At 63.6% G+C, this 22725-nt stretch carries 21 protein-coding genes; 5 read left to right on the top strand and 16 right to left on the bottom strand.

Translation table 11 applies throughout. The annotated features are described in order from the left end of the window. Positions 1-86: 86 nt before the first annotated feature. A complete protein-coding gene (gene zwf / locus LPA36_RS08830) occupies positions 87-1721 on the top strand; it encodes a glucose-6-phosphate dehydrogenase (RefSeq protein ID WP_228875775.1) in 1635 nt (544 codons plus the stop codon). A 49-nt stretch (positions 1722-1770) separates the two neighbouring features. Continuing rightward, a complete protein-coding gene (locus LPA36_RS08825) occupies positions 1771-2568 on the top strand; it encodes an ROK family protein (RefSeq protein ID WP_228875774.1) in 798 nt (265 codons plus the stop codon). Positions 2569-2621: 53 nt separating this feature from the next. Here the strand turns inward: LPA36_RS08825 and LPA36_RS08820 are convergent, their stop codons facing one another. Beyond that, positions 2622-3965 (bottom strand): hemolysin family protein, encoded by a 1344-nt coding sequence (locus LPA36_RS08820; RefSeq protein WP_228875773.1) that lies wholly within the window; start codon positions 3963-3965, stop codon positions 2622-2624. Between the two features lie 88 nt (positions 3966-4053). Further along, on the bottom strand, positions 4054-4833 hold the full coding sequence (locus LPA36_RS08815; RefSeq protein WP_407674244.1) for a sensor histidine kinase: 780 nt from the start codon (positions 4831-4833) through the stop codon (positions 4054-4056). Between the two features lie 180 nt (positions 4834-5013). On the opposite strand from LPA36_RS08815, the gene LPA36_RS08810 reads away from it, so the two are divergent. Then, positions 5014-5355 carry an FKBP-type peptidyl-prolyl cis-trans isomerase gene (locus LPA36_RS08810; protein WP_133665834.1) on the top strand — a complete coding sequence of 114 codons (342 nt, stop codon included), beginning with the start codon at positions 5014-5016 and terminating at the stop codon, positions 5353-5355. Between the two features lie 14 nt (positions 5356-5369). Beyond that, positions 5370-6161, top strand: a complete 792-nt coding sequence (locus LPA36_RS08805) for a helix-turn-helix domain-containing protein (protein WP_228875772.1) — start codon at positions 5370-5372, stop codon at positions 6159-6161. 114 nt (positions 6162-6275) lie between these two features. On the opposite strand, the gene LPA36_RS08800 is transcribed toward LPA36_RS08805, so the two are convergent. From LPA36_RS08800 to LPA36_RS08745, 12 genes are all read right to left on the bottom strand, one after another. Then, positions 6276-7475, bottom strand: a complete 1200-nt coding sequence (locus tag LPA36_RS08800; protein ID WP_228875771.1) for an O-succinylhomoserine sulfhydrylase — start codon at positions 7473-7475, stop codon at positions 6276-6278. 285 nt (positions 7476-7760) lie between these two features. Further along, positions 7761-9308, bottom strand: coding sequence for an amidophosphoribosyltransferase (gene purF / locus LPA36_RS08795; RefSeq protein ID WP_228875770.1), 1548 nt, complete (start codon positions 9306-9308; stop codon positions 7761-7763). A gap of 113 nt (positions 9309-9421) precedes the next feature. Then, complete coding sequence (locus LPA36_RS08790; protein WP_228875769.1) at positions 9422-9916, bottom strand: CvpA family protein; 495 nt, start codon at positions 9914-9916, stop codon at positions 9422-9424. A gap of 7 nt (positions 9917-9923) precedes the next feature. Beyond that, a complete protein-coding gene (locus LPA36_RS08785) occupies positions 9924-10823 on the bottom strand; it encodes an SPOR domain-containing protein (RefSeq protein ID WP_228875768.1) in 900 nt (299 codons plus the stop codon). Positions 10824-10849: 26 nt separating this feature from the next. Next, positions 10850-12160, bottom strand: a complete 1311-nt coding sequence (folC, locus tag LPA36_RS08780) for a bifunctional tetrahydrofolate synthase/dihydrofolate synthase (protein ID WP_228875767.1) — start codon at positions 12158-12160, stop codon at positions 10850-10852. 148 nt (positions 12161-12308) lie between these two features. Next, on the bottom strand, positions 12309-13181 hold the full coding sequence (gene accD, locus LPA36_RS08775; protein ID WP_228875766.1) for an acetyl-CoA carboxylase, carboxyltransferase subunit beta: 873 nt from the start codon (positions 13179-13181) through the stop codon (positions 12309-12311). 81 nt (positions 13182-13262) lie between these two features. Then, positions 13263-14078 (bottom strand): tryptophan synthase subunit alpha, encoded by an 816-nt coding sequence (gene trpA / locus LPA36_RS08770; RefSeq protein WP_228875765.1) that lies wholly within the window; start codon positions 14076-14078, stop codon positions 13263-13265. A gap of 80 nt (positions 14079-14158) precedes the next feature. Next, entirely contained in the window at positions 14159-14989 is an 831-nt protein-coding gene (locus tag LPA36_RS08765) for a DNA-methyltransferase (protein WP_407674256.1), read from the bottom strand. Positions 14990-15075: 86 nt separating this feature from the next. Beyond that, positions 15076-16269, bottom strand: coding sequence for a tryptophan synthase subunit beta (gene trpB / locus LPA36_RS08760; RefSeq protein ID WP_228875763.1), 1194 nt, complete (start codon positions 16267-16269; stop codon positions 15076-15078). Between the two features lie 60 nt (positions 16270-16329). Continuing rightward, the gene (locus tag LPA36_RS08755; RefSeq protein ID WP_228875762.1) at positions 16330-17049 is read right to left on the bottom strand and encodes a phosphoribosylanthranilate isomerase; all 720 of its coding nucleotides are present in this window, start codon (positions 17047-17049) and stop codon (positions 16330-16332) included. Continuing rightward, positions 17046-17852, bottom strand: a complete 807-nt coding sequence (gene truA / locus LPA36_RS08750) for a tRNA pseudouridine(38-40) synthase TruA (protein WP_228875761.1) — start codon at positions 17850-17852, stop codon at positions 17046-17048. Before truA ends, LPA36_RS08755 begins: the two co-directional genes overlap by 4 nt. After that, positions 17852-19984, bottom strand: coding sequence for a FimV/HubP family polar landmark protein (locus tag LPA36_RS08745; protein ID WP_228875760.1), 2133 nt, complete (start codon positions 19982-19984; stop codon positions 17852-17854). The genes truA and LPA36_RS08745 overlap by 1 nt, the downstream gene beginning before the upstream one ends. On the opposite strand from LPA36_RS08745, the gene LPA36_RS29420 reads away from it, so the two are divergent. Continuing rightward, positions 19967-20089 (top strand): hypothetical protein, encoded by a 123-nt coding sequence (locus tag LPA36_RS29420; RefSeq protein WP_267478897.1) that lies wholly within the window; start codon positions 19967-19969, stop codon positions 20087-20089. The genes LPA36_RS08745 and LPA36_RS29420 overlap by 18 nt on opposite strands. 41 nt (positions 20090-20130) lie before the next feature. On the opposite strand, the gene asd is transcribed toward LPA36_RS29420, so the two are convergent. Both asd and leuB read right to left on the bottom strand, forming a co-directional pair. Then, positions 20131-21252 carry an aspartate-semialdehyde dehydrogenase gene (asd, locus tag LPA36_RS08740; RefSeq protein ID WP_228875759.1) on the bottom strand — a complete coding sequence of 374 codons (1122 nt, stop codon included), beginning with the start codon at positions 21250-21252 and terminating at the stop codon, positions 20131-20133. Between the two features lie 352 nt (positions 21253-21604). Further along, positions 21605-22672: a 3-isopropylmalate dehydrogenase gene (gene leuB, locus LPA36_RS08735; RefSeq protein ID WP_228875758.1), complete on the bottom strand. Its 1068-nt coding sequence runs from the start codon at positions 22670-22672 to the stop codon at positions 21605-21607. Between the last annotated feature and the right edge of the window lie 53 nt (positions 22673-22725).

The raw sequence follows: 22725 nt of genomic DNA, 5'->3' as shown, positions 1-22725 counted from the left end.
TGAAATTCCGTGCACGTTTTGAACTGTGCGGCTTCGACCGTGGTCTTTTCTATATCGCCCGGTGCCCGGCTCAAAGGAATGACCCCATGTCGAACGAAACGAATGCAGCGCAGACAGCCAATACCGCTTCCAGTGCCGGCGGGAGCGCGAAAGCGGGCTCCGGTCCGGGAGGTGCGACGCCTTCGTCCGCAGGCAGGCATCCCGCGCCGCCCTGCACGCTGGTGATCTTCGGCGCGGGGGGCGACCTGACGAAGCGCCTGCTGATGCCTGCGCTCTACAACCTGTCGGTGGACGGCCTGCTCGACTCCGGCATGAAGATCATCGGCGTGAATCACGGCGAACGCGAAACCGCCGAATGGCGCGCCGACCTCAAGAAATCATTGCAACAGTTCGCCGCCGACAAGGCGAGCACGTTCCATACCGCGCAACTCGACGAAAAGGCATGGGACTGGGTCGAACAGCGATTGCAATACGTGGCCGGCGAATTCGAATCCGACGACACGTTCGCGAACCTGAAGCAGTTGATCTCAGCTTCGGGCAGCAACGCGATCTTTTATCTCGCGGTCACGTCGCGCTTCTTCAAACCGATCGTCGAACATCTCGGCCGCGCGGGCTTGCTGAAAGAAGACGAAGGCAGCGGCTTTCGACGTCTCGTCGTCGAAAAGCCGTTCGGAACCGACCTCGCGTCCGCGCGCGATCTCAACGCGCACATCCTGAGCTACGCGAAGGAATCGCAGGTTTATCGCATCGACCATTTTCTTGGCAAGGACACGGTGCAGAGCATCCTTGCCGTGCGCTTCGCGAATGCCATCTTCGAGCCGGTCTGGCGACGCGAATACATCGATCACGTGCAGATCACGGCGGCGGAGACGATCGGCGTCGAAGGACGCGGCAAGTTCTACGAACAGACGGGCGCGTTTCGCGACATGCTGCCGAATCACCTGTTCCAGCTGCTCGGCATGGTGGCCATGGAACCGCCCAATTCCTTCGATGCCGAGGCCGTGCGCGACAGGAAGGCCGATATCTTCGATGCGATCCAGCCACTGCATGCTCGCGACGTCGTGCTCGGCCAGTATGAAAAAGGGCCCGCGGGCCCGGGCTATCGTGAAGAACCCGACGTCGCTGCGGACAGCCACACGGAGACGTACGCCGCGGCGCGCGTGTTCGTCGAAAACTGGCGCTGGGCGGGCGTGCCGTTTTATCTGCGCACGGGCAAGCGTCTCGCCGCACGGCGCACCGAAATCGCGGTGCAACTCAAGACGGTACCGTTCCGGCTCTTTCGCGATACGCCCGTCGATGTGCTGACGCCCAACGTGCTCACACTGCGCATCGACCCGGCGCACGGCACGCGCTTCGATTTCAACGTGAAGGTGCCGGGGCCTGTGATGCAGATCGGCCCGGTGCAATCCGCGTTCGACTATGCCGACTTCTTCGCGGAGCGCGCCAACGTCGGATACGAGACGCTGCTGTACGACTGCATGCTGGGCGACGCTACCCTGTTCCAGCGCGCCGACAGCATCGAGACGAGCTGGGCCGCCGTGGACGACGTGCTGCATCCGGAAGGCGGCCCGTTGCCCGTCGACGGTTATGCAGCGGGCAGCGCAGGGCCTGCGCAAAGCGATGCGCTACTCGCCCGCGATGGACGCGCGTGGCGGCCGCTCGCGCCGGATGCACCTGTGGATCACTCAAGCAACGCAAACAGCGCGACGCAGAAGAAGTAACGCGATTCATACGACGCGCAGCACGAAGCACGACCAGGGGAAAAACGTGGTGACAACCCGCAAGCCGAAAATCATCCATGCACCGGAGCAGATTCTGGCGATCGACGTCGGCGGCACAGGCCTGAAGGCAGCGATCATCGACGCCACCGGACACATGTTGACAGAGCGCGTGCGCGTGGCGACGCCGCATCCGTGCACGCCGGACCAGCTCGTCGATACGCTGGTCGCGCTGGTTGCGCCGATCGTCGCGCAACATCCGCCGACGCAGATATCGATCGGCTTTCCCGGCTTCGTGCGCAACAACCGCATCCTGACGGCGCCGCACTTTGGCGTGACGGGCTGGCACGACATTCCGCTCGCGGACGAACTGTCGGCACGCCTCGGCGCACTGCCCGTGCGCATGATCAACGACGCCGAAATGCAGGGCTTCGCCGCGATCGAAGGCAAAGGCATCGAGTTCGTGCTGACGCTCGGCACTGGCGCGGGCACGGCCCTCTTTCGCGATGGCGAACTGATGCCGCATCTCGAACTCGCGCATCACCCGGTGAGCAAGGGCCGCGCTTACGATGAGTACATCGGCAACGCCGCGCGCGAGAAAGCCGGCGACAAGCGATGGAACCGCCGCGTGCACAAGATCATCGGTATCCTCGCTTCGCTCGTGAACTACGACAAGCTGTGGATAGGCGGCGGCAACGCAGCACGCCTGAAGTTCGAATTGCCGGCGAACGTGGCGATCGTGTCTAACCAGGCCGGCATCGAAGGCGGCGCGAAGCTGTGGCATCCGCGCTCGGTGCGCGAGACACGTCAGCTTCCGGAGGCGAACGAACGCAAGGGCGCGTTTAGATGACGGCGGCGTTCGGCGACGCCGGTTGAATGTCACACCGCGAGTCGGCTGGAGCGTCAGCCGCCTTCGTCGTCGAATTCTTTCGGGTAGACACGTACGAGCACGATGCGCGGCCCGCGCATCTTTTTCACGACGACATCGAAACGGTCGAACGACACGCGCTGCCCTTCCGCCGGCAGATCGTTGAGCGCCTGAATGACGAGGCCGCCGACCGACTCGGCCCGCCCCTCGTCGATATCGATACCGAGCGCGCGTTCGAGCGACACCACGGGCAGACTGCCCTTGCCCATCAGCGTGCCGTCGTCCATACGCGTCCAGTCGGCGTCGCCCTGCCGGAATTCGTCGTGAATCTGGCCGACCAGCGCGCCGAGCAGATTGTCGAGCGTGAGAAAGCCGATGGGCTTTTCGCCCTTGTGTCCGACGAGCGCCAGATGCGGTGCGCCCTTGCGGAAACGGCGGAACAGTTCCAGCGCCGGCATGTTCGGCTGCACATACTGCACAGGGCGCGTGTAGGGCTCCAGGTCTTCGAGCACACTGCCCGCCTGACGCGCCAGCAGCAGGTCTTTCAGGTGAATCATGCCGGCGACGCGCTCGCCGGCAGCGTCTTCGAACAGCGGATACCGGCTGAACCGGTGACGCGCGACGACCTGCATGTTGTCGCGCAACGGCAGATCGCGACGCAGGCCAATCATCTCGTGTGCCGGACGCATCAGGTCGGAAACCGTCAGCCGCGAAAAATCGAGCGAATGGGCAAACGTGTTCCATTCGTCCTGGCTATACGCGGCTGAAGCGGCCGCGATGCTGCCGGCCGCGCCCTCGCGGCGGCCGCGCAGGATTAGCTTGAGTTCCTCGTTCGAATAGTGCGAATCGCCACCGTGATCGGCCGTCAGACCGGCGATGCGCAGCACCGTGTTCGCGCTGGTATTCAGCACCCAGATCGCCGGATACATCGCCCAGTAAAAACCGTACAGCGGCAACGCGACCCACAGTGCGATCTTCTCGGCCTGGCGGATGGCGAGCGACTTGGGCGCCAGTTCGCCGACCACAATATGCAGAAACGAGATGCACGAGAACGCGAAAAAGAACGAGATGCCGTGAACCAGCTTCTCCGATTCGATGCCCAGAAGCCCAAAGAGCGGATGCAGCAGTTCAGCAAACGCCGGCTCGCCAATCCAGCCAAGACCGAGTGACGCAAGCGTGATGCCGAGCTGGCACGCGGAGAGGTACGCATCGAGGCGACCATGCACCCTGGCGAGCAGCTTGCCGCGCAGGCCGTGCTTTTGCGCGAGCGCCTGCACGCGTGTTTGCCGTAACTTCACCAGCCCGAATTCGGCAGCGACAAAAAACCCGTTGAGTGCCACCAGCAACAGCGCACCCAGAATGGCGACGACCTGAATCAAGGCAGAAGGCTCCAGAAACAAAAGTCGCCAGTATAGAGGTTGAAAGATAGTTGAAAGCCAACCCCTCGATGAAAGCGCGCGAATCCGGTCATGCGGCGCCGAGCGGAACCCGCAGCACGAGCGTCTCTTCGTTTTGCTCGAACTTGCCGCCATGAGCCTCGGCGACGCGCCTGCACAACGCGAGGACCCACGCAATGCGCCCCACTTCGCGTGGTTCCTGCGCCTGGCGGCGTGCGAACGCTTCGAGCAGATGCGGCAACGCGGCGTCGCCCAGCGCGGCCGGCGCCGGCGTGAACGTGACGGTTGCCTGCCACGTGGTCCCGTCGAGTGTGTTTTCGAGCGCGACGCTGGTTTCGCGCACACTGGTTTCGATAGCGAACGTCAGCATCAGCCACAGGGCCTGCGCGAGACGTTCCGCATCGCCGTTGAGCCGCTCGCCCGCGAGTGTCGACCCGGACGTGACGGTCACCGCGCGCGCCTGCGCAAACGGCGTGCGAACCGCATCGGCCGTTGCATCGATCATCGCGGCCAGTGCGAACGGCGCGCGGGCAAGCGCTAGCGATTTCGTTTCGGCGCGCGTGGTGTCGACAAGCGACTCCAGCAGCTTGACCTGCTGGTCGACGCCGCTACGAATGCCGGTGATGGCGCGCTGCGTGGTGGCATCTCCCGCATCGAGCTTGCGCTCGAGCACATACGCCCAACTGTGGATCGCATTCAGCGGACTGCGCAGATCGTGCGACACGAGGGACAGCACGTGATCACGCATGAAAAGCGCGGTCTCGGCACACAGACGCGCAGTACGTTCGTTGTCCGGCCACGCCGGGGGCACCGTGGCGGACTGCTGGGTGTTGCTGGAAAACGTTGTCACGATCGAAATCCTGGTGTGCGGGGCGTGCGCGGAAACAATGCCACATTATAGGCACGGCCTACGCCACCGCCGCCACGAAACGCCCCGGCCAGATGGCATAGTCCGGATGGCTGGCTGGCGGGCGCAGGGGCAACGCGCCTACAATGTCGGTTTTGAACGATCTGTCTCGAGGAGTTCCCCATGTCGATTGTCACGACCGAATCCGGCCTGAAATACGAAGACCTGACCGAAGGCACCGGCGCTGAAGCGCAGGCCGGCAAGACCGTCAGCGTCCACTACACCGGCTGGCTCACGGACGGCCAGAAATTCGATTCGAGCAAGGACCGTAACGATCCGTTCGCCTTCGTGCTGGGCGGCGGCATGGTCATCAAGGGCTGGGACGAAGGCGTGCAGGGCATGAAGGTGGGTGGCGTGCGTCGCCTGACCATTCCGCCGCAACTCGGCTACGGCGTGCGCGGTGCGGGCGGCGTGATTCCGCCGAATGCAACGCTCGTGTTCGAAGTCGAACTGCTGGACGTCTGACCGCGTTCTGAACGATGGATCACCACGCTGCCATCGTCAGACCCACCGTTTCGTTGCGTCGCTATGGCGCGACCGAAGCGACCGATGTGCACGACTTTCATCAGGTCGTACTCGGGCTCGATGGCGCGATGGTCATGGCTGTGGACGGCGTCGGTCGGGAGATCGACAGCCGTTCGGCCTGGCTGATTCCTGCTGGCGCACGTCATGATTACGCGGGCATCGGCGAGAACCGGCAACTTGTACTCGATCTACCGGCTTCGTCGCTAGCCGTGCCGCAACGGCTGTTTGACCGCGCACGCGCTGTCGAAATCGATGGCTCGCTGACTGAACTCGTGCGCACCGTCGCCGCCAGCGCCCCAGGCGCTGCGTATGCCGACGACGAAGCGTGGGCTCGCCAGTTCAACTGGAACACCGCTGCGCGGCTCTGTGCGGCGATTCTGTCGGATTCGGGTGCCACGAAATCAGGCGCTGGTGCGCTGCCTGCCCTGGGGCTTGATTTCGCACGCATTGACCGCTGGTTGCGCGCGCATCTGTCGGAGCCGCTGCGCATCGCCGATCTCGCCGCGCATTGCGGCTTCGGAATGCGGCGCTTTCATCAGCTTTTTATCGAGGCGTTCGGCGAAACGCCCCATCGCTATCTGCAACGTTTGCGGCTCGATACGTCGCTCACACTGCTGGCGGATCCGCGGCACACGCTATCGCACATCGCGCTCGACATTGGTTTTGGCGACCAGAGCGCATTCACGCACGCGTTCACGCGGCGCTTCGGGCTTGCGCCCGGGCAGTGGCGCGCGCTGCAGCACTAAACGCACGCAGACACAATGCGCACAACGGGCACGCAACCGCTTGCTCCAGGCGAAGAAACGAAAAAGCGAAAAAACGTCAGCGCGCGGCCGAAACCAGCGCGCTGACGCTTCCCCTCACGCAGCTTGAATTGCCAGTCCGCGCGCCAGATCGCCGCGAATGTCGTTCGGGTTTTCGAGGCCAACGGCGAGCCGGATCAGCCCTTCCGTGATGCCTGCTGCCGCCCGCGCTTCTGGTGTCACGCGGCCGTGCGTGGTCGTCGCCGGATGCGTGATCGTCGTACGCGTATCGCCGAGATTGCCGGTGATCGAGCAGATTTTCGTGCTGTCGATCACGCGCCAGGCGTTCGCCTGCATCGCTTCAGGCGTATCGCCCTTCAGCTCGAACGACACAATCGCGCCGCCTGCCTTCTGCTGACGCTTCGCGATCGCATATTGCGGATGCGATTCGAGGCCCGGATAGAACACGCGGTTCACCGCCGGATGTGTCTCGAGCCAGCGGGCGATTTCCAGCGCATTCGCCGACTGCTTTTCTACCCGCAGCGACAGCGTTTCCATGCCCTTCAGCAGCACCCACGCGTTGAACGCCGACAGCGTCGGGCCCGCGCTGCGCACGAACGGAAACACCTTTTCCATGATGAACTGCTTCGAGCCGACGAGCGCGCCGCCCAGCACACGTCCCTGGCCGTCGAGAAACTTGGTCGCCGAATGCATGACGACGTCCGCGCCGAGTTTCAGCGGCTGCTGCAGCGCCGGGCTGCAAAAACAGTTGTCGACCACGAACAGCGCGTTCACCGATTTAGCGATCTTGCCGATTGCTTCGATATCGGCAATCTCGGTCAGCGGATTGGACGGCGTTTCGAGGAAGAACATCTTCGTCTCGGGACGTACCGCATTTTTCCAGGCGTCGAGATCGGTCGGGTCGACGAAGGTCGTCGTGATGCCGAACTTGCTGAAGATCTGCGAGAACATGCCGAGCGTCGAGCCGAAGAGGCTCTGCGAACTGACGAGGTGATCGCCCGCCTGTAACGCCGACATCACGACCGACATGATCGCGGCCATGCCCGATGCCGTGGCCATGCACGCCTCGCCGCCTTCGAGCGCGGCCAGACGGTCCTGAAACATCGTCACGGTCGGATTCGTGAAGCGCGAGTACGTGTAATAGTCTTCGGAATGCTTGAAGCGGTCGGCGGCTTCGGCGGCGCTCGAAAAGCAGAAGCTCGACGTGAGGAAGATCGCTTCCGAATGTTCGTTGAATTCGCTACGCAGCGAGCCTGAGCGTACCGCGAGAGTGTCGAAGTTAAGGGAGTCGTCCATGTTCTTTCTGGTTCCGTTTTCCTGAGCTGAACATCCGTGCCCACGCGATACGATCACGCGTTCACAAACGACAGCGACAAAAAAGCCCGCTTTGCGTCGGCATAAGCGGGCTTCATGTGCGGGGGAAAGCTGGAGCGTCGATGGCGTATTGCTGTTTCACCACCGTTCGCTTTAGCTGTTTTGGGTTGCCCCGCGTCCGCAAGCTGAGTTCAAATCGACGCAAGCCGTCATCCTAACACGCGCGGCGCGCACCGTGCATCCGGCATTCGCGCCACGCATGCAGCCTTACTCGACCGACAGTTGCAGGTGCAATTGCGAACGTGCCGTGCCGCCGTCGATCGCTTCGCTCGCCGCGTCGCGGTCCGATTGCGCGGAAGGCGCAAGGCGGGCGCGTTCGATGCGATCGAGGTACTCGGTCGTGACATCACCCGTGATGTAGTTGCCGTCGAAGCACGACGCTTCGAACTCCTTCAACGCCGGGTTGATGTCGCGGACCGCCTGCTTCAGCGCGTCAACGTCCTGATAAACGAGATGGTCAGCGCCAATCATGCGCGCTACTTCATCATCGGTACGGCCGTGGGCGACGAGTTCACCGCGCGTCGGCATGTCGATGCCGTACACGTTCGGGAACTTCACCGGCGGCGCCGCCGAAGCGAAGATCACCTTGTTCGCGCCCGCGTCACGCGCCATCTGCACGATTTCGTGCGACGTGGTGCCACGCACGATCGAGTCGTCGACGATCAGCACGTTCTTGCCCTTGAACTCGATACCCATCGCGTTCAACTTCTGGCGCACCGACTTCTTGCGCACGGCCTGGCCCGGCATGATGAACGTACGGCCGACGTAACGGTTCTTGAAGAACCCTTCGCGATATTCCACGCCCAGCTTCTTCGCGACCTGCATCGCTGCCGGACGCGACGAATCGGGAATCGGCATCACGACATCGATGGCGACGCCGGGCAACTCGCGCTTGATTTTCTCGGCGAGATAGTCGCCCATGCGCAGACGCACGTTGTAGACCGGCACGCCGTCGAGCACCGAGTCCGGACGCGCCAGGTACACGAGTTCGAAAATGCACGGGTTCAGGCTCGGCGCCGTTGCGCATTGCTGCGCATGGAGGTTGCCTTCGAGGTCGATGAAAATCGCTTCGCCCGGCTCGACGTCGCGCACGAATTCGAAACCGATGCCTTCGATTGCGACCGATTCCGACGCCAGGATCCATTCGACGCCATCCGGCGTTTCCTGCTTGCCGAGACAGAGCGGACGGATGCCGAACGGGTCGCGGAATGCGAGCAGACCGTAACCGGCGATCAGCGAAACAATCGCGTACGACCCGCGCACCCGACGATGCACGCCCGACACCGCCTTGAAGAGCGCGGCCGGGTCGAGTTGCAGACCCGAGCTCGACAGCTGCAGTTCGTGCGCGAGCACGTTCAGCATCACTTCGGTGTCGGAGTTCGTGTTGATGTGGCGGCGATCGACGCGGAACATCTCGTCTTTCAGCTGCTGCCAGTTGGTCAGATTGCCGTTGTGGGCAAGGATGATGCCGAACGGTGCGTTCACGTAGAACGGCTGGGCTTCCTCTTCGCTCGACGCCGAACCGGCCGTCGGGTAGCGCACCTGGCCGATGCCGGTGGTACCCGGCAGGCTGCGCATGTTGCGCGTGCGGAACACGTCGCGGACCATGCCGTTGGCCTTGTGCATGTGGAAGTTGCTGCCGTTCGCCGTCGCGATGCCGGCGGCGTCCTGACCGCGATGCTGCAGGAGCAGCAGGCTGTCATAGATCAGCTGGTTGACCGGGGATTGAGAAACTACGCCTACGATGCCGCACATGGCATGTCCTTCAAAGGTACAAAATTCGTAACGGCAGCGACCGGTGCCATGTGGGCAGCCGGACTACGCCGGGGTGCTGCAGGCTTTCCGCGACAACTGCCCGTTGTAGAACGTCACACACGGACGTAGGCAGCGAGTGTCTCGGGAAGCAGCGGTTTCAGTTCCTGCACACCTTTCTCGGCGTAGGGCCGCAGCAAGGCGTGTTGCCAGAATTCCTGCTGGGGCAGTTCGGTCAGTCCCGCGAGCGCGACCAGAATCAGCACCAGAATGACCCCGCGTACGAGGCCGAACATCAAACCCAGCGAGCGATCGACGCCGGAAAGGCCAGTCGCCTGCACCAGCCTGCTGAGCAGCGCGTTCGCGACGCCCGCCACCAGCACCACGCCGATCACGATCACCGCGAAGGCGATCAGCCACTGGGTCAGCGGGCCGCCCGGCCACGTAGCCGGGATATACGGCACCACATAGCCGACGAAGCGGCACGCAACCAGAAACGCGGCAATCCAGCCAATCAGCCCGAATATCTCGGACAAAAAACCGCGCCACGTACCGCGCAGCGCCGACAGGCCGATGACCGCCATTACAGCGTAGTCGAAGGCAGTGAACATTGGCGGCTTACTGTGCAGCGCCGTTGTTCGCGCCCGACGTCAGGCCCGCTTCACGCACCTTCGCGATGGCTGCCGATGCCGCCGCCCGGTCCGCGAACGGACCCGCGCGCAGCAACGTACGCATCGAACCGTCGGACTGCTTCCGACGCTCGGTATATGCGGGCACACCCGCCGCTTTCAACTTCGTTGCCCAGCTATGTGCGCTCGCGTCATCCGGAAACGAACCGAGCTGCACGGCGAAACGGTTGCCCGGCGGCGCGGCCGGCGTGCCGGAATCGGCATCTGCCGCGGCGGCGGTCTGCGGCACGGCCTCTGCGGGCTGCGCGGGTTTCGTCGCTGGTTTTGTCTGGGGAGAGGAGTTCGCGGCGACAACCGGCGCCTCGGGCCTGGCTGGCTTCGCTGCCACAGTCGCTTTCGTGTCGGGTGTCGCTGCCTGTTTCGTAACCGGCGCAGCCGGTACGGCCGGTGCTTCCGACACCTTCGCTGCCGTGTCTGGCTTCATTCCGGCCGGGGCCAGACCAGAAGCAGCGAGCGCGGTAGCAGCCGGCGGATTGTCCGGCGCGACGCCTGCCTGCGTGTCTTCGGGGCTCGCGCTGGCCTTCGGCGCAGGGCGGGCGGGGATATCGATCGAGATGTCGTCGGTGACGGGCTTCGGGTGCGAATCGAGCACCATCGGCAGCACGACGACCGCGGCTACGACCAGCGCGATCGCGCCGACCAGGCGGCGCCGGGCGCGCTGTTTCTCGGGAAGTGTAGGGTCGAGCAGCATCGCATCCGCATCGCTGGACCGCTCCGTGCGGCGGGTTCGCCGCTCCACCCGCTCGCCACGGGTGGCCTTGCTTGAACTGGAGTTTGCGCCGCGCCGGCTGGGCGCGTCGTCTTTCTTACCGAACGAGAAAATTCCCATGAATGGCCTGGTTCGAGGCTGCGCGTTCAGTGTTGCTGCGATTTACGGTAGGCCATCACACCTGCCACCGTATAGAAACTACCGAAAACCACGATTCTACCATTGTCAGGCACCCGTTTTAGTGCGTCCTGAAAAGCTTCTGCTGGCGATTCAAAGCGTTGCACGCTGCTATCCGGTCCATCCGTGACGCCCGCCTCGCGCAATGCCGCTTCGAGATCGGCGGCCGGAGCGCCGCGCGGCGTCGGCAGGTCGGTCACACACCAGTGGTCGATCTCGCCCTTCAGATGCTGCAGGATGCCTGCGATGTCCTTGTCGCGCATCGAGCCAAATACCGCGTACGTGTACGGAAAATAGCCCATATTGCCGAGATTTTGCGCCAGCACTGCGGCGGCGTGCGGATTGTGGCCGACGTCCAGCACGACGGCCGGCAGGCCTGGCAGCACCTGAAAGCGGCCCGGCAGTTCGACGTTGGCGAGCCCGAGGCGGATGTCCTGCGCGGAAACCGGCAGACGGTCGCGCAGCGCCTCAAGGCCGGCCAGCGCCGCCGACGTGTTGATCAGCTGGTTCGCGCCGCGCAGCGCCGGATAAGCAAGCGCCGAGCGCCGCATCGTCCGGCCGACGTAGCTCCATTGCTGGCGTTCGCTGCCCGCCTGTCCTTCGTAGCGGAAATCCCGGCCAAAGAGCCACAGGTCGGCACCGATCTTTTCGGCGTGATCGATCAGCGTTTGCGGCGGGACCGGATCGGCGCAGATTGCTGGCTTGCCGGCGCGGAAGATGCCGGCCTTTTCAAAAGCGATCTTTTCGCGCGTATCGCCGAGGTAATCGGTGTGATCGATATCGATACTCGTGATGATCGCGCAGTCGGTGTCGAGAATATTGACCGCGTCCAGCCGGCCGCCGAGACCCACTTCGAAGATCACCGCGTCCAGCCCGCGCGACGCGAACAGATGCATGATCGCGAGCGTCGTGAACTCGAAGTAGGTGAGCGAGACGGGCGCAGGCAGGCTCTTGCGCGCTTTTTCGACGGCGTGGAAGTGCGGCAGCAATTCGGCATCGGTGGCGTTCTGCCCGTTCAGGCGGGCGCGCTCGTTGAATGCCATCAGATGCGGCGACGTGTGGCAGCCAACGCTATAGCCCGCGCGCAGCAGGATCGATTCGAGGATCGCGCACGTCGAACCCTTGCCATTGGTGCCGCCAACCGTGATCACCGGGCAGTCGAACGAGAGCTGCAGCGCTTCGCGCACCTGGTTGATACGGGCAAGACCCATGTCGATGCCGACAGGATGCGCGGATTCAAGATGCGTGAGCCACGCGTCGAGGGTCGAAAATGAGGTCATCGGTTGCAGCCGGGCAAGGCAGGTGAGCCAGCAAGGCCGACATTATCCCGGAAACGACGGCGCGCCGCTCGATTGCTCGCACGGCGCGCTGCTTTTTTACATTTACCGCGCATCGCCGCTACCGTGCGGAACGCGCGCGGTCACCCGCTCAGGCGACGGCGTCAGCCGGCTGACGCGTGAGCAGCGCCATCAGTTGCGCGATTTCCTCACGCAGCTTGCGACGGTCGACGATCATGTCGATCGCGCCCTTCGTCAGCAGGAATTCGGCGCGCTGGAAACCTTCCGGCAGCTTTTCGCGCACGGTCTGCTCGATCACGCGCGGCCCGGCGAAGCCGATCAGTGCCTTCGGTTCAGCGATCACAACGTCGCCGAGGAAGGCGAAGCTCGCCGACACGCCGCCCATCGTCGGGTCGGTCAGCACGGAGATGAACGGGAGTTTGGCGTCCGACAGCTTCGTGAGCATCGCCGTGGTTTTTGCCATCTGCATCAGCGAAAGCAGGCTTTCCTGCATCCGCGCGCCGCCCGAAGCGGTAAAGCAGATGAACGGCACCTGCTGCTCGAGCGCGTTCTGCGCGCCGCGCACGAAGCGCTCGCCGACCACCGAGCCCATCGAGCCGCCCATGAACGAGAATTCGAAGCACGCGACCACAACCGGCAGCGTGTGGATCGCGCCGCCCATGACGACCATCGCGTCGGTTTCGTCGGTGTCTTCCATCGCCTCTTTCAGGCGATCCGGGTACTTGCGGCTGTCCTTGAACTTGAGCGCGTCGACCGGCAGGATTTCCTGGCCGATTTCGTAGCGGCCTTCCGGATCGAGCAAGCCGTCGAGCCGCTCACGCGCGCCGATGCGCATGTGATGGTCGCACTTCGGGCAAACGTGCAGATTCGCCTCCACGTCGTTGCGGTACAGCACCGCTTCGCACGACGGGCACTTGATCCACAGGCCTTCCGGAATCCCCTTGCGGTTTTTCGGATCGGTTTGCTTGATTTTCGGCGGCAGCAGTTTGTCGAGCCAGCTCATGTTGTATCCCTCAAAGGTCTTCTTCTATGTGCGAAGCGGCGGGACGCGCCCGCCGCCTTGCCAGAGACGACAAAATTAGTGTTATCGCGCGGCCGTACCGATGCTGTCGACCGCCTGACGCACTTCCGCGATGAAACGCGTCAGCGTGTCGGCAGCGGCCTCTGGCGAAGCCTGCTGTAGCAACTGGACGATCCGGCTGCCGATCACGACGGCATCGGAAACTTCGGCCACGGCGCGCGCCGTATCGGCGTCCCGGATGCCAAAACCGACGCCTACCGGCAGGGGAACGCGCGACTTGATGGCCGGGATTTTACCTGCGATGCTGGAAACGTCCAGATTTGCCGCTCCGGTGACCCCCTTGAGCGACACGTAATAGACGTAGCCGCTCGCGATCTTGCCGACCTCCGCGATGCGGTCGTCGGTCGACGTCGGTGCGAGCAGAAAGATCGGATCGATGCCTGCAGCACGCATTTTTTCGGCGAATGCCACCGATTCTTCGGGCGGGTAGTCGACCACCAGAACGCCGTCGACGCCCGCTTCTTTCGCTGCAGCGGCGAAAACATCGGCGCCCATACGCTCGATCGGATTCGCATAACCCATCAGCACAACGGGCGTCCTGTCGTTTTTCTCGCGAAAGCGTTTCACGTCGGCGAGCACCGTGCGCAGCGAGACGCCTTTGGCGAGCGCCCGCTCCGACGACGCCTGGATCACCGGGCCATCCGCCATCGGGTCGGAAAACGGCACGCCGAGTTCGATGACGTCCGCGCCGCCGGCGGCAAGCGCATGCATGAATTCGACCGTGCGGGCCGGATCCGGATCGCCTGCCGTCATGAACGGAATCAGGCCTTTCTTGCCCTGCTCGGCCAAAGCCGCGAATGTGTTCTTGATACGGGACATGGAAATTTTCTCGGAAATCGTTATCTGCACGCTAACTGCGCGTTATTTGTGCGCTTCGAGCACGGTTTGCATTGGCCGTGTCAGCGCGACTCAGCCGCGGCGGCCGGCGCCACGGTCGCGCCAGGCGCTCGCGGCGCAACCGGCGTGACCGCGCTGACGCGTTCACGCGCTATCGCGCAGTAACTTTCATTGATCTCATAGCCGACGAATTCGCGCCGCTGACGGGCACAGGCGACTGCAGTGGTGCCGCTGCCCATGAACGGGTCGAGTACACGCCCGCCCACGGGACAGCTTGCCAGCACCATCCGCTCGACGATTTCCAGAGGCTTCTGGGTCGGATGATCGACGCGCTCGGCGTGCTGCCGGTGCAACCTCGATACGGACCAGACGTCCTTCGGATTATAGCCAAGCTCCAGCCACTTGCTGCCTTCGAACAACTTGCGCGAACGCGCCTTCTTCGTGACGGCATCGTACGGGATGCGGACGGGATCGAGATCGAAGTAATAATCCTTCGACACCGCGAAAAAACCGATGTTGTCGTGCACCGACGTAAAACGGCGCGTCGTGCCGCCCATGCTGGGCACACGCCGGTCCCAGACGATTTCGTTCACCATCGTCAAACGTGACTTCAGGAAAACGAAGATTTCCGGCGCATATTGCCAGGTGCAGAAAATGTACAGCGAACCGGAAGGCTTCAGCTTCGGAATGGCCAGATCCAGCCATTCCCGCGTCCAGGCGAGGAAATCCTCGCCGGAGCGCATGTCCGAATCATTGCCATAGTCCTTGCCGAGCCCGTACGGCGGATCGGCCAGAATCAGGTCGATCGATCCGTCGGGCAGGTTTGCTGCATCGGTCAGAAAATCGCGGTTCAACAGTTCGATGCCTTTCGGCGCCGCCTGCACGTGGGACATCACTGCCGGAGCGCCGTCCACGGCATCCGCGCGGGCGTCGATGGTCGGCTGCGGCTCGTCGAACTCGTCGCGCATCGTCGGGGCGCTCAGAACGTGATGCCCGATCGCTCGGCGACCGTATGCATGTCCTTGTCGCCACGACCCGACAGGTTGACCAGAAGGTATTTATCCTTCGGCAACGTCGGCGCGAGTTTCGCCGCGTAGGCAAGCGCGTGGCTCGACTCCAGCGCGGGGATGATCCCTTCGATCCGGCAGCAGTCGTGGAACGCCTTCAATGCTTCTTCGTCCGTGATACCGACGTACTGCGCGCGACCGATGTCCTTCAGCCACGCGTGTTCAGGGCCCACGCCCGGATAATCGAGGCCGGCGGACACCGAATGCGTCTCGATGATCTGGCCGTTTTCATCCTGCAGCAGATACGTGCGGTTGCCGTGCAGCACGCCCGGGCTGCCGCCGATCAACGACGCAGCATGGCGCCCCGTATCGATGCCGTCACCCGCAGCCTCAACGCCAATCAACTTCACCGATTCGTCATCGATATACGGATAAAAGATACCCATCGCGTTCGAACCGCCCCCGACGCACGCAATCACGGCGTCCGGCTGGCGACCGACCAGTTCGGGCATCTGCACCTTGCATTCGTCGCCGATCACGCGCTGGAAGTCGCGAACCATCATCGGGTACGGGTGCGGGCCGGCGACCGTGCCGATGATGTAGAACGTGTTTTCAACGTTCGTGACCCAGTCGCGCATCGCTTCGTTGAGCGCGTCTTTCAGCGTGCGTGAACCCGATTCGACAGGAATGACGGTCGCGCCGAGCAGCTTCATCCGGTAAACGTTGGCGGCCTGACGGCGCACGTCTTCCGAGCCCATGTACACGACACACTCCATGCCGAAGCGCGCGGCGATCGTCGCCGTGGCTACGCCGTGCTGGCCGGCACCGGTTTCCGCGATCACGCGCGGCTTGCCCATGCGCTTCGCGAGCAGCGCCTGACCGATCACGTTGTTCACCTTGTGGGCGCCCGTGTGGTTCAGGTCTTCGCGCTTGAGGAATACCTGCGCGCCGCCGAGCATCTCACTCCAGCGCTGCGCATGGTAAATCGGGGAAGGGCGACCGACAAAATACTTTAATTCGCGCTCATATTCGGCGATAAAGTCGGGATCCTGCTGGTATTTTTCGTATGCAACGCGCAGTTCATCCAGTGCATGAACCAGCGTTTCTGCGACGAACACGCCGCCATACTGGCCGAAATGGCCTCTTTCATCGGGCAAGTTGTACATTGCGTCACTCTTCTCAGAATGGAGCGCCGCGCGGCTCTGAAGGCCCGGGCGCTGCCAGAATCACCCGGCGTCCGCTTCGCGCACTGCGCGTACGAACGCCGCCATCCGGGCGTGATCTTTCACGCCCTTCGCGCCCGGTACTTCGATGCCGCTCGAGACATCGACCGCGTACGGGCGCACGCGATGAATCGCATCACTGACGTTTTGCGCGTTCAACCCACCACTCAAAACGGCCCGACGCGCGAGCTCTGGAGGAATAAGTGACCAATCGAAAACCTGTCCGCCGCCGCCGTAACCCTCGACGAGGGCGTCGAGCAGAATGGCGCTGGCTGCTGAATAGTTGAGCGCCGATTTTACCAAATCGGCTCGCTGAGTATCGGCCCCGATGCGCAATGCGCGCAACCAAGGCAAACCCGCAATGTTCGCGAGCGCCTCGCACTGGTCCGGTGTTTCGTCGCCGTGGAACTGGAGCATGGTCAACGGCACATTAGCGGCCACGTCCCGCATCCACTCCGGCGACGCGTTGACGAAGAGACCCACCACCGAAACGAACGGCGGAATGTCCCGCGTGAGTTCGACAGCCTGCGCGACGCTGACCGAGCGTGGGCTCGCCGGATAGAACACGAGCCCGATCGCGTCCGCGCCGAGATCGATCGCGTGCGCGATATGCTCGACTGTCGACAGCCCGCACAGCTTGATGCGCGTGCGATGGATCCGGTTTTCCGGCGTGGCGCCCGGCGCCTGCGTCGTTTGGCTCGGGTCGTTCGGGAGAGTTGTCATGGTTCGGGTTGCGTCCATACGGTACTCCACGGCACGCTGCCTGCGTGCGCGGCGGGCACCGCGAAGGCCTCAGGATAGCCGACCTGCGCGAGATAGAGGCCGTCGGGCATGAAGGTCGGCGCCGCGTTGCTGCGGTTGCGACTCGCCAGCACGTCGGCCAGCCAGCTGGCCGGATGGCGCCCGCGACCGACCGCGACGAGGCATCCCATCAGGTTGCGCACCATGTGATGCAGGAACGCGTTGGCGCGAAACCGGAAGTGAATGAAGTCACCCTGCTGCCGCACGTCGATCTGATACAGATGCTTCACTGGCGTCTTCGCCTGACATTCGGACGAACGGAACGCCGAGAAGTCGTGCTCGCCGATCAGACAGGCAGCTGCCGCGCGCATGGCGTCGACATCGAGCGGCGTGTGGATCCAGCCGGCGCGGCCCGTCAGCATCGGTGAGCGCACCGGGTGCACGTACAGCACGTAGAAGTACGTGCGCTCGAACGCCGAAAAGCGGGCGTGGAACGCCTCCGGCATCGCCTGGGCCCATTGCACGGCGACGGTCTTCGGCAGGAACGCGTTCGTGCCGCGCACCCACGAGAACGGCGTGCGATCGAGTTCCGTATCGAAATGGACGACCTGTCCGAGCCCGTGCACGCCGGTATCGGTGCGGCCGGCCACGACGGTCTGCAAGGGCGTCTGCGCGAATTCGCGCAGCGCGCGTTCGAGTTCGTCCTGCACGGTCTTGCCGTGGGGCTGGGACTGCCAGCCGCAAAAGGCCGCGCCGTCGTATTCGATGCCGAGAGCAATGCGCATTACGAACGCGGCGCGAGCGTCGAGAGGAGCGCGCGCGCTTCGTTGCGGGTCGCGGCGTCGTTGGACTCGATCACTTCGTTGACGAGCGTCCGCGCGCCCGACAGATCGCCCAGTTCGATGTATTCGGCCGCGAGTTCGAGCTTGTTGCGCGCGATCTTCGACAGGTCTTCCGGCGTGAAGGCAGGCAGCGACTGCGCGGGGCTCGGCGGCAGTTCGAGGTCGAAATCCAGCTTCAGCGCGCCGAACGGCATCGCACCCAGGCCTGCGACCGCGGCAGAGCCAGCCGTGCCGGCACTGATTACGTCAGCAGCACGCGGCGCCGGGGGCGGCGGACTCACGGCCTCGCGTGCCGTGATTTCGGGTTCGACAACGGGCTGACTCGCGGCAGGCGGAAAACCATCCAGCTTCATTTCGCCGAAGGGCGCCGGCGGCTCCGTGCGCGGCGGCAGCGCCATATCGAGCCCGCCAAGCGCCGCGACGGCCTCGCGCGGGAATTCGCTCACGTGAGGCGGCGGCTCAACTGGCTCGGCAGCGGCCGGCTGAGCGGGCACGTTTTCAGCGGGCGCCCCGGTGGATTCCAGCGCGGCGGCTGGTGCATCGGCGTGCTGGACGGGCGTTTCGTGATGCACGTCAGGTGCGACGTAAGCGTCGGGGGCATCAACCTGCGGCGTTGCTTCGTGCGCGGCGGTCAATTCCGGCTCGACGGGTGTGACAGGCGTCGGCGGTTTCGTGGGTTCAACCGACGGCCCGGCATCTTCGAACGCTGCTGCCTTCAGCGCTTCGTCGTGCGTAGCTGAGCCGACGTATCGTGCGCCTTCGTCTTCTTCAAGCTCATGCGCCGCGGGATCGATCTGCTCCATCGGCAGCGCCTCGGCGCCCAGTTCGGCGGCGGCGGCGAGACTCGACGCGCCCGTCGCGTTTTCGGACGTGCCGGGCTCAATTGGCGGGAACGCCTGTGCCTGGATATCGTCATCGGCGGCCACAACAGCAGGCAACCCAGCTTTTCCGACTGGGTCGGTACTGCTTGCGTTCGCTGCCGGACGGCGACGGCGCCGGAACGTCAAACTCAGGATCAACGCGATGACTGCTGCGACAGCGGCTGCGACGCCGGCCGTCGCTTCCGGCGACAGTCCCGCCGCCCCTGCACCGGTGGCGTTACCAGCCACAACGGCCGAGCCGACCGTCGCGCCGCTACCCGGCGCGACGGCCGCGCCCGACCCTGGCATGGAGGCCGACGAAACAGCCGCGGCGCTGCCCGCTTGCGGCACCTTCCCGACAGGGACAATGCCGTGCTTCTGCAACTCCATCAGAACCCGGTTCTTCAACGCGAGTAGTTGCTGGAGGCTCGACACCGAAGTCCGCGCCTGCGATGCGGCCTGCGGCGCGAGAGCGGCCGCCGTTGCAGGCGCAGTCACGGCAGACGCACCTTCAGCCGGCGCGCTGCCAGCCTGAATCGCTCCGGTCCATACGTGCGCACTACTGGCCGCCTGCGATGCCTGTGCGGCCGCTTCCACAGGCTGCGAAGCGCCCGACGTCGCGGCCACTGCCGACGAAGCCGCCGGCGCACTCGCACCCGTCGCAGCACTCGCGTTATTCGATACCGCATTCGTCGTGGTATTCGCCGCCGCATTCGAAGCAGCCGGCACACTGGCCGCGAGAGCAGGCAGAGCCGGCGCCGATGCAACCGCCACCGGCGCGGCCGCGAAAGCCGCAGAAGCCGCACCCGAAGCAGAAGCCGCTGCCGAACCCGCCACCGGCGCGCTGGCCGGCATGCCGAGCGAATCCAGCGACGGAACGTTCAGCACCGCGCCGATACGCATGCGGCTCGGATCGTGCCCCATGAACGCGTTCGGATTGGCATCGAAAATCGCCTTCGATGCGCGCGCGAGCGTCGCGCGATCGTGCGACTGCGTAAGCGCAATCGCAATGTCGTTCAGCGACTGTCCCGGACGCACCGTGTACTGCGCGTCCGATTCGACGACAGCCGGAGCACTGGCCGCGTCGGTGGTCGCTGCGTGCGCGATGCCTGCGCCGGCTCCATTCAATGCAAATGCGAAAGCAACAGCGGCCGCCAGACGGCCCGCGCGAACACGGGAAACCACAACGGGAAGGACATGAAATCGAACGATCATCGGGAGCTCTGGCGCGGCATGGCGCTGGCCATGTTCAGGTTGGATGGTGACAGGAATTCGGAGCACACAATGAAAAAAGCGCCGCGCAAGCGCGACGCTTTCTGAATGTCTACGCGCGTTAAAGCAACTTACGCGCGTAGTTTACTTTACTTGTCGAGCAGAATGCGAAGCATCCGACGCAGCGGTTCCGCCGCGCCCCACAGCAACTGGTCGCCGACCGTGAAAGCGGACAGATATTCGCCGCCCATTGCGAGCTTGCGCAGACGGCCAACCGGCACCGTCAGTGTGCCCGTGACCACTGCCGGCGACAGGTCGCGCATCGACGCTTCACGTTCGTTCGGCACGACCTTGACCCAGTCGTTGCCCGACGCGAGGATGCTGTTCACTTCGTCGAGCGGAACGTCCTTCTTCAGCTTGATCGTCAGTGCCTGCGAGTGGCAGCGCATGGCGCCGATGCGTACGCACAGGCCGTCGACCGGAATCGAACCGGCTTCGCCCATCGCCGGCTTGCCGAGAATCTTGTTGGTTTCCGCGCCGCCCTTCCATTCTTCCTTCGACATGCCGTTGCCGAGATCCTTGTCGATCCACGGAATCAGCGAACCCGCGAGCGGCACGCCGAAATTGCTGGTCGGCATGCGGTCGCTGTTCATGGCTTCGAGCACGCGACGGTCGATGTCGAGAATCGCCGACGACGGGTTCGCGAGGTCTTCCTTCGCCGCGCCGTACAGCGTGCCCATCTGCTGCAGCAGTTCGCGCATGTTCTGCGCGCCTGCGCCCGAAGCGGCCTGATACGTCATGGCCGTCATCCAGTCGATGAGGTTTTCGCGGAACAGGCCGCCCAGCGCCATCAGCATGAGGCTGACCGTGCAGTTGCCACCGATGAAATTCTTCTGACCCTTGACCAGCGCGTTCTTGATCACGTCGAGGTTGACCGGATCGAGAATGATGACCGCGTCGTCCTTCATGCGCAGCGACGAAGCCGCGTCGATCCAGTAGCCGTTCCAGCCCGCTGCGCGCAGCTTCGGGAAGACTTCGTTCGTGTAGTCGCCGCCCTGGCAGGAGATGATGGCATCGCACTTCTTCAGGTCGTCGATGTTCGATGCGTCTTTGAGCTTCGTCTCGTTTTTGGCGAACGACGGCGCGTTGCCGCCCGCATTGCTGGTGCTGAAAAACACCGGTTCAATGAGATCGAAATCGCCTTCCTGCTGCATGCGTTGCATCAGGACGCTACCGACCATACCGCGCCAACCTACGAGACCTACGTTCATGACTTCATACCCTTCGAGTGGAGGCTTCCCCGCAACTTTGCCCGCAGTGACCGCGCGGGGAAGACGGGCGGGCACAACGGACGATCAGCGAATCGTGATCGTTTTCGGGGTAATCGTTTTGACGAGCGTTTTGCTGGTAATGGCGAGCTCAACCGCACGGGCCGTTTTGCCGTGGAGGTGTGCAATCGAGGAGATTTGAGGAAACTTCGCCATCACATGAATATACACGAAAATCGCAATCTGGCGGCCGTGTGGCTGCAATTCCTGCGTTTCTGGCAGGCTAACGGGCCTGATTGAACCCGTTAGCCGTTTTACTGCGCTGTACTACGCGTTACCACGCGGTGCGTGCTGCTTACAGCGCAGCCAGCACTGCGTCGCCCATCGCTGCCGTGCCGACCTGCCTGCAACCCGGCGTGAGAATGTCGCCGGTGCGATAGCCCTGCTCCAGCACCTTCTTCACCGCGCCTTCGATGCGGTCCGCCTGTTCCGCCTTGTTCAGCGAAAAACGCAGCATCATCGCAGCAGAAAGGATCGTCGCGAGCGGATTCGCCACGCCCTTGCCGGCGATGTCCGGCGCCGAACCGTGCGACGGTTCGTACAGGCCCTTGTTGTTTTTATCGAGCGAAGCCGACGGCAGCATGCCGATCGAACCCGTCAGCATGGCCGCTTCGTCGGACAGGATGTCGCCGAACATGTTGCCGGTGACGATCACGTCGAACGACTTCGGCGCCTTCACGAGTTGCATCGCGGCGTTGTCGACATACATGTGCGACAGCTCGACATCGGCGTATTCCTTCGACACGTCGATCATCACGTCTTTCCAGAACTGCGACGTTTCGAGCACGTTGGCCTTATCGACCGAAGTCAGCTTCTTGCCGCGCTTTTGCGCGGCCTGGAACGCGACGTGCGCAATGCGGCGCACTTCAGGTTCCGAATAACGCATCGTGTCGAAACCTTCCTTCGCGCCGGTGAACGGACCGTCCGGCGCTTCGCGCACACCGCGCGGCGAGCCGAAGTAAATGTCGCCGTTCAGTTCGCGCACGATCAGGATATCGAGACCCGAAACGATTTCTTCCTTCAGCGAGGAGGCGCCCGTCAGCTGCGGATAGCAGATCGCCGGGCGGAAGTTCGCGAACAGCTGAAGGTGTTTGCGCAGGCCCAGAATGGCCTGTTCCGGACGCAACGCACGTTCGAGCGAGTCGTACTTCCAGTCGCCTACGGCGCCAAACAGGATCGCGTCAGCGGCTTTTGCGAGCTCAAGTGTCGATTCCGGCAGCGGATGACCCTTCGCCTCATAGCCCGCGCCGCCTACCGGCGCTTCCTCGAGTTCGAACTTTTCGCCGAGGGCATTCAGCACCTTGACGGCTTCCTTGACGATTTCCGGACCAATGCCGTCGCCCGGCAACACTGCAATCTTCATGCGAAATCCTTGCTTTGTTCGTGAGTGCGCTGACGCCCCTCACCGGTCTGACG

Origin of the sequence: Paraburkholderia saeva, assembly GCF_907164555.1 — a bacterium.
Lineage (GTDB): Bacteria > Pseudomonadota > Gammaproteobacteria > Burkholderiales > Burkholderiaceae > Paraburkholderia > Paraburkholderia saeva.
The sequence above is the reverse complement of the archived record's forward strand: the minus strand, read 5'-3'. Positions and strand labels throughout refer to the sequence as shown.

What these genes read in the sequence shown, in the direction of transcription:
- zwf (WP_228875775.1), top strand. Translation starts at nt 87, where the DNA reads ATGTCGAACGAAACGAATGCAGCGCAGACAGCCAATACCGCTTCCAGT.
- LPA36_RS08810 (WP_133665834.1), top strand. Translation starts at nt 5,014, where the DNA reads ATGTCGATTGTCACGACCGAATCCGGCCTGAAATACGAAGACCTGACC.
- LPA36_RS08805 (WP_228875772.1), top strand. Translation starts at nt 5,370, where the DNA reads ATGGATCACCACGCTGCCATCGTCAGACCCACCGTTTCGTTGCGTCGC.
- LPA36_RS08800 (WP_228875771.1), bottom strand. Translation starts at nt 7,475, where the DNA reads ATGGACGACTCCCTTAACTTCGACACTCTCGCGGTACGCTCAGGCTCG.
- purF (WP_228875770.1), bottom strand. Translation starts at nt 9,308, where the DNA reads ATGTGCGGCATCGTAGGCGTAGTTTCTCAATCCCCGGTCAACCAGCTG.
- LPA36_RS08790 (WP_228875769.1), bottom strand. Translation starts at nt 9,916, where the DNA reads ATGTTCACTGCCTTCGACTACGCTGTAATGGCGGTCATCGGCCTGTCG.
- LPA36_RS08785 (WP_228875768.1), bottom strand. Translation starts at nt 10,823, where the DNA reads ATGGGAATTTTCTCGTTCGGTAAGAAAGACGACGCGCCCAGCCGGCGC.
- folC (WP_228875767.1), bottom strand. Translation starts at nt 12,160, where the DNA reads ATGACCTCATTTTCGACCCTCGACGCGTGGCTCACGCATCTTGAATCC.
- accD (WP_228875766.1), bottom strand. Translation starts at nt 13,181, where the DNA reads ATGAGCTGGCTCGACAAACTGCTGCCGCCGAAAATCAAGCAAACCGAT.
- trpA (WP_228875765.1), bottom strand. Translation starts at nt 14,078, where the DNA reads ATGTCCCGTATCAAGAACACATTCGCGGCTTTGGCCGAGCAGGGCAAG.
- LPA36_RS08765 (WP_407674256.1), bottom strand. Translation starts at nt 14,989, where the DNA reads ATGTCCCACGTGCAGGCGGCGCCGAAAGGCATCGAACTGTTGAACCGC.
- trpB (WP_228875763.1), bottom strand. Translation starts at nt 16,269, where the DNA reads ATGTACAACTTGCCCGATGAAAGAGGCCATTTCGGCCAGTATGGCGGC.
- LPA36_RS08755 (WP_228875762.1), bottom strand. Translation starts at nt 17,049, where the DNA reads ATGACAACTCTCCCGAACGACCCGAGCCAAACGACGCAGGCGCCGGGC.
- truA (WP_228875761.1), bottom strand. Translation starts at nt 17,852, where the DNA reads ATGCGCATTGCTCTCGGCATCGAATACGACGGCGCGGCCTTTTGCGGC.
- LPA36_RS29420 (WP_267478897.1), top strand. Translation starts at nt 19,967, where the DNA reads ATGAAATCGAACGATCATCGGGAGCTCTGGCGCGGCATGGCGCTGGCC.
- LPA36_RS08745 (WP_228875760.1), bottom strand. Translation starts at nt 19,984, where the DNA reads ATGATCGTTCGATTTCATGTCCTTCCCGTTGTGGTTTCCCGTGTTCGC.
- asd (WP_228875759.1), bottom strand. Translation starts at nt 21,252, where the DNA reads ATGAACGTAGGTCTCGTAGGTTGGCGCGGTATGGTCGGTAGCGTCCTG.
- leuB (WP_228875758.1), bottom strand. Translation starts at nt 22,672, where the DNA reads ATGAAGATTGCAGTGTTGCCGGGCGACGGCATTGGTCCGGAAATCGTC.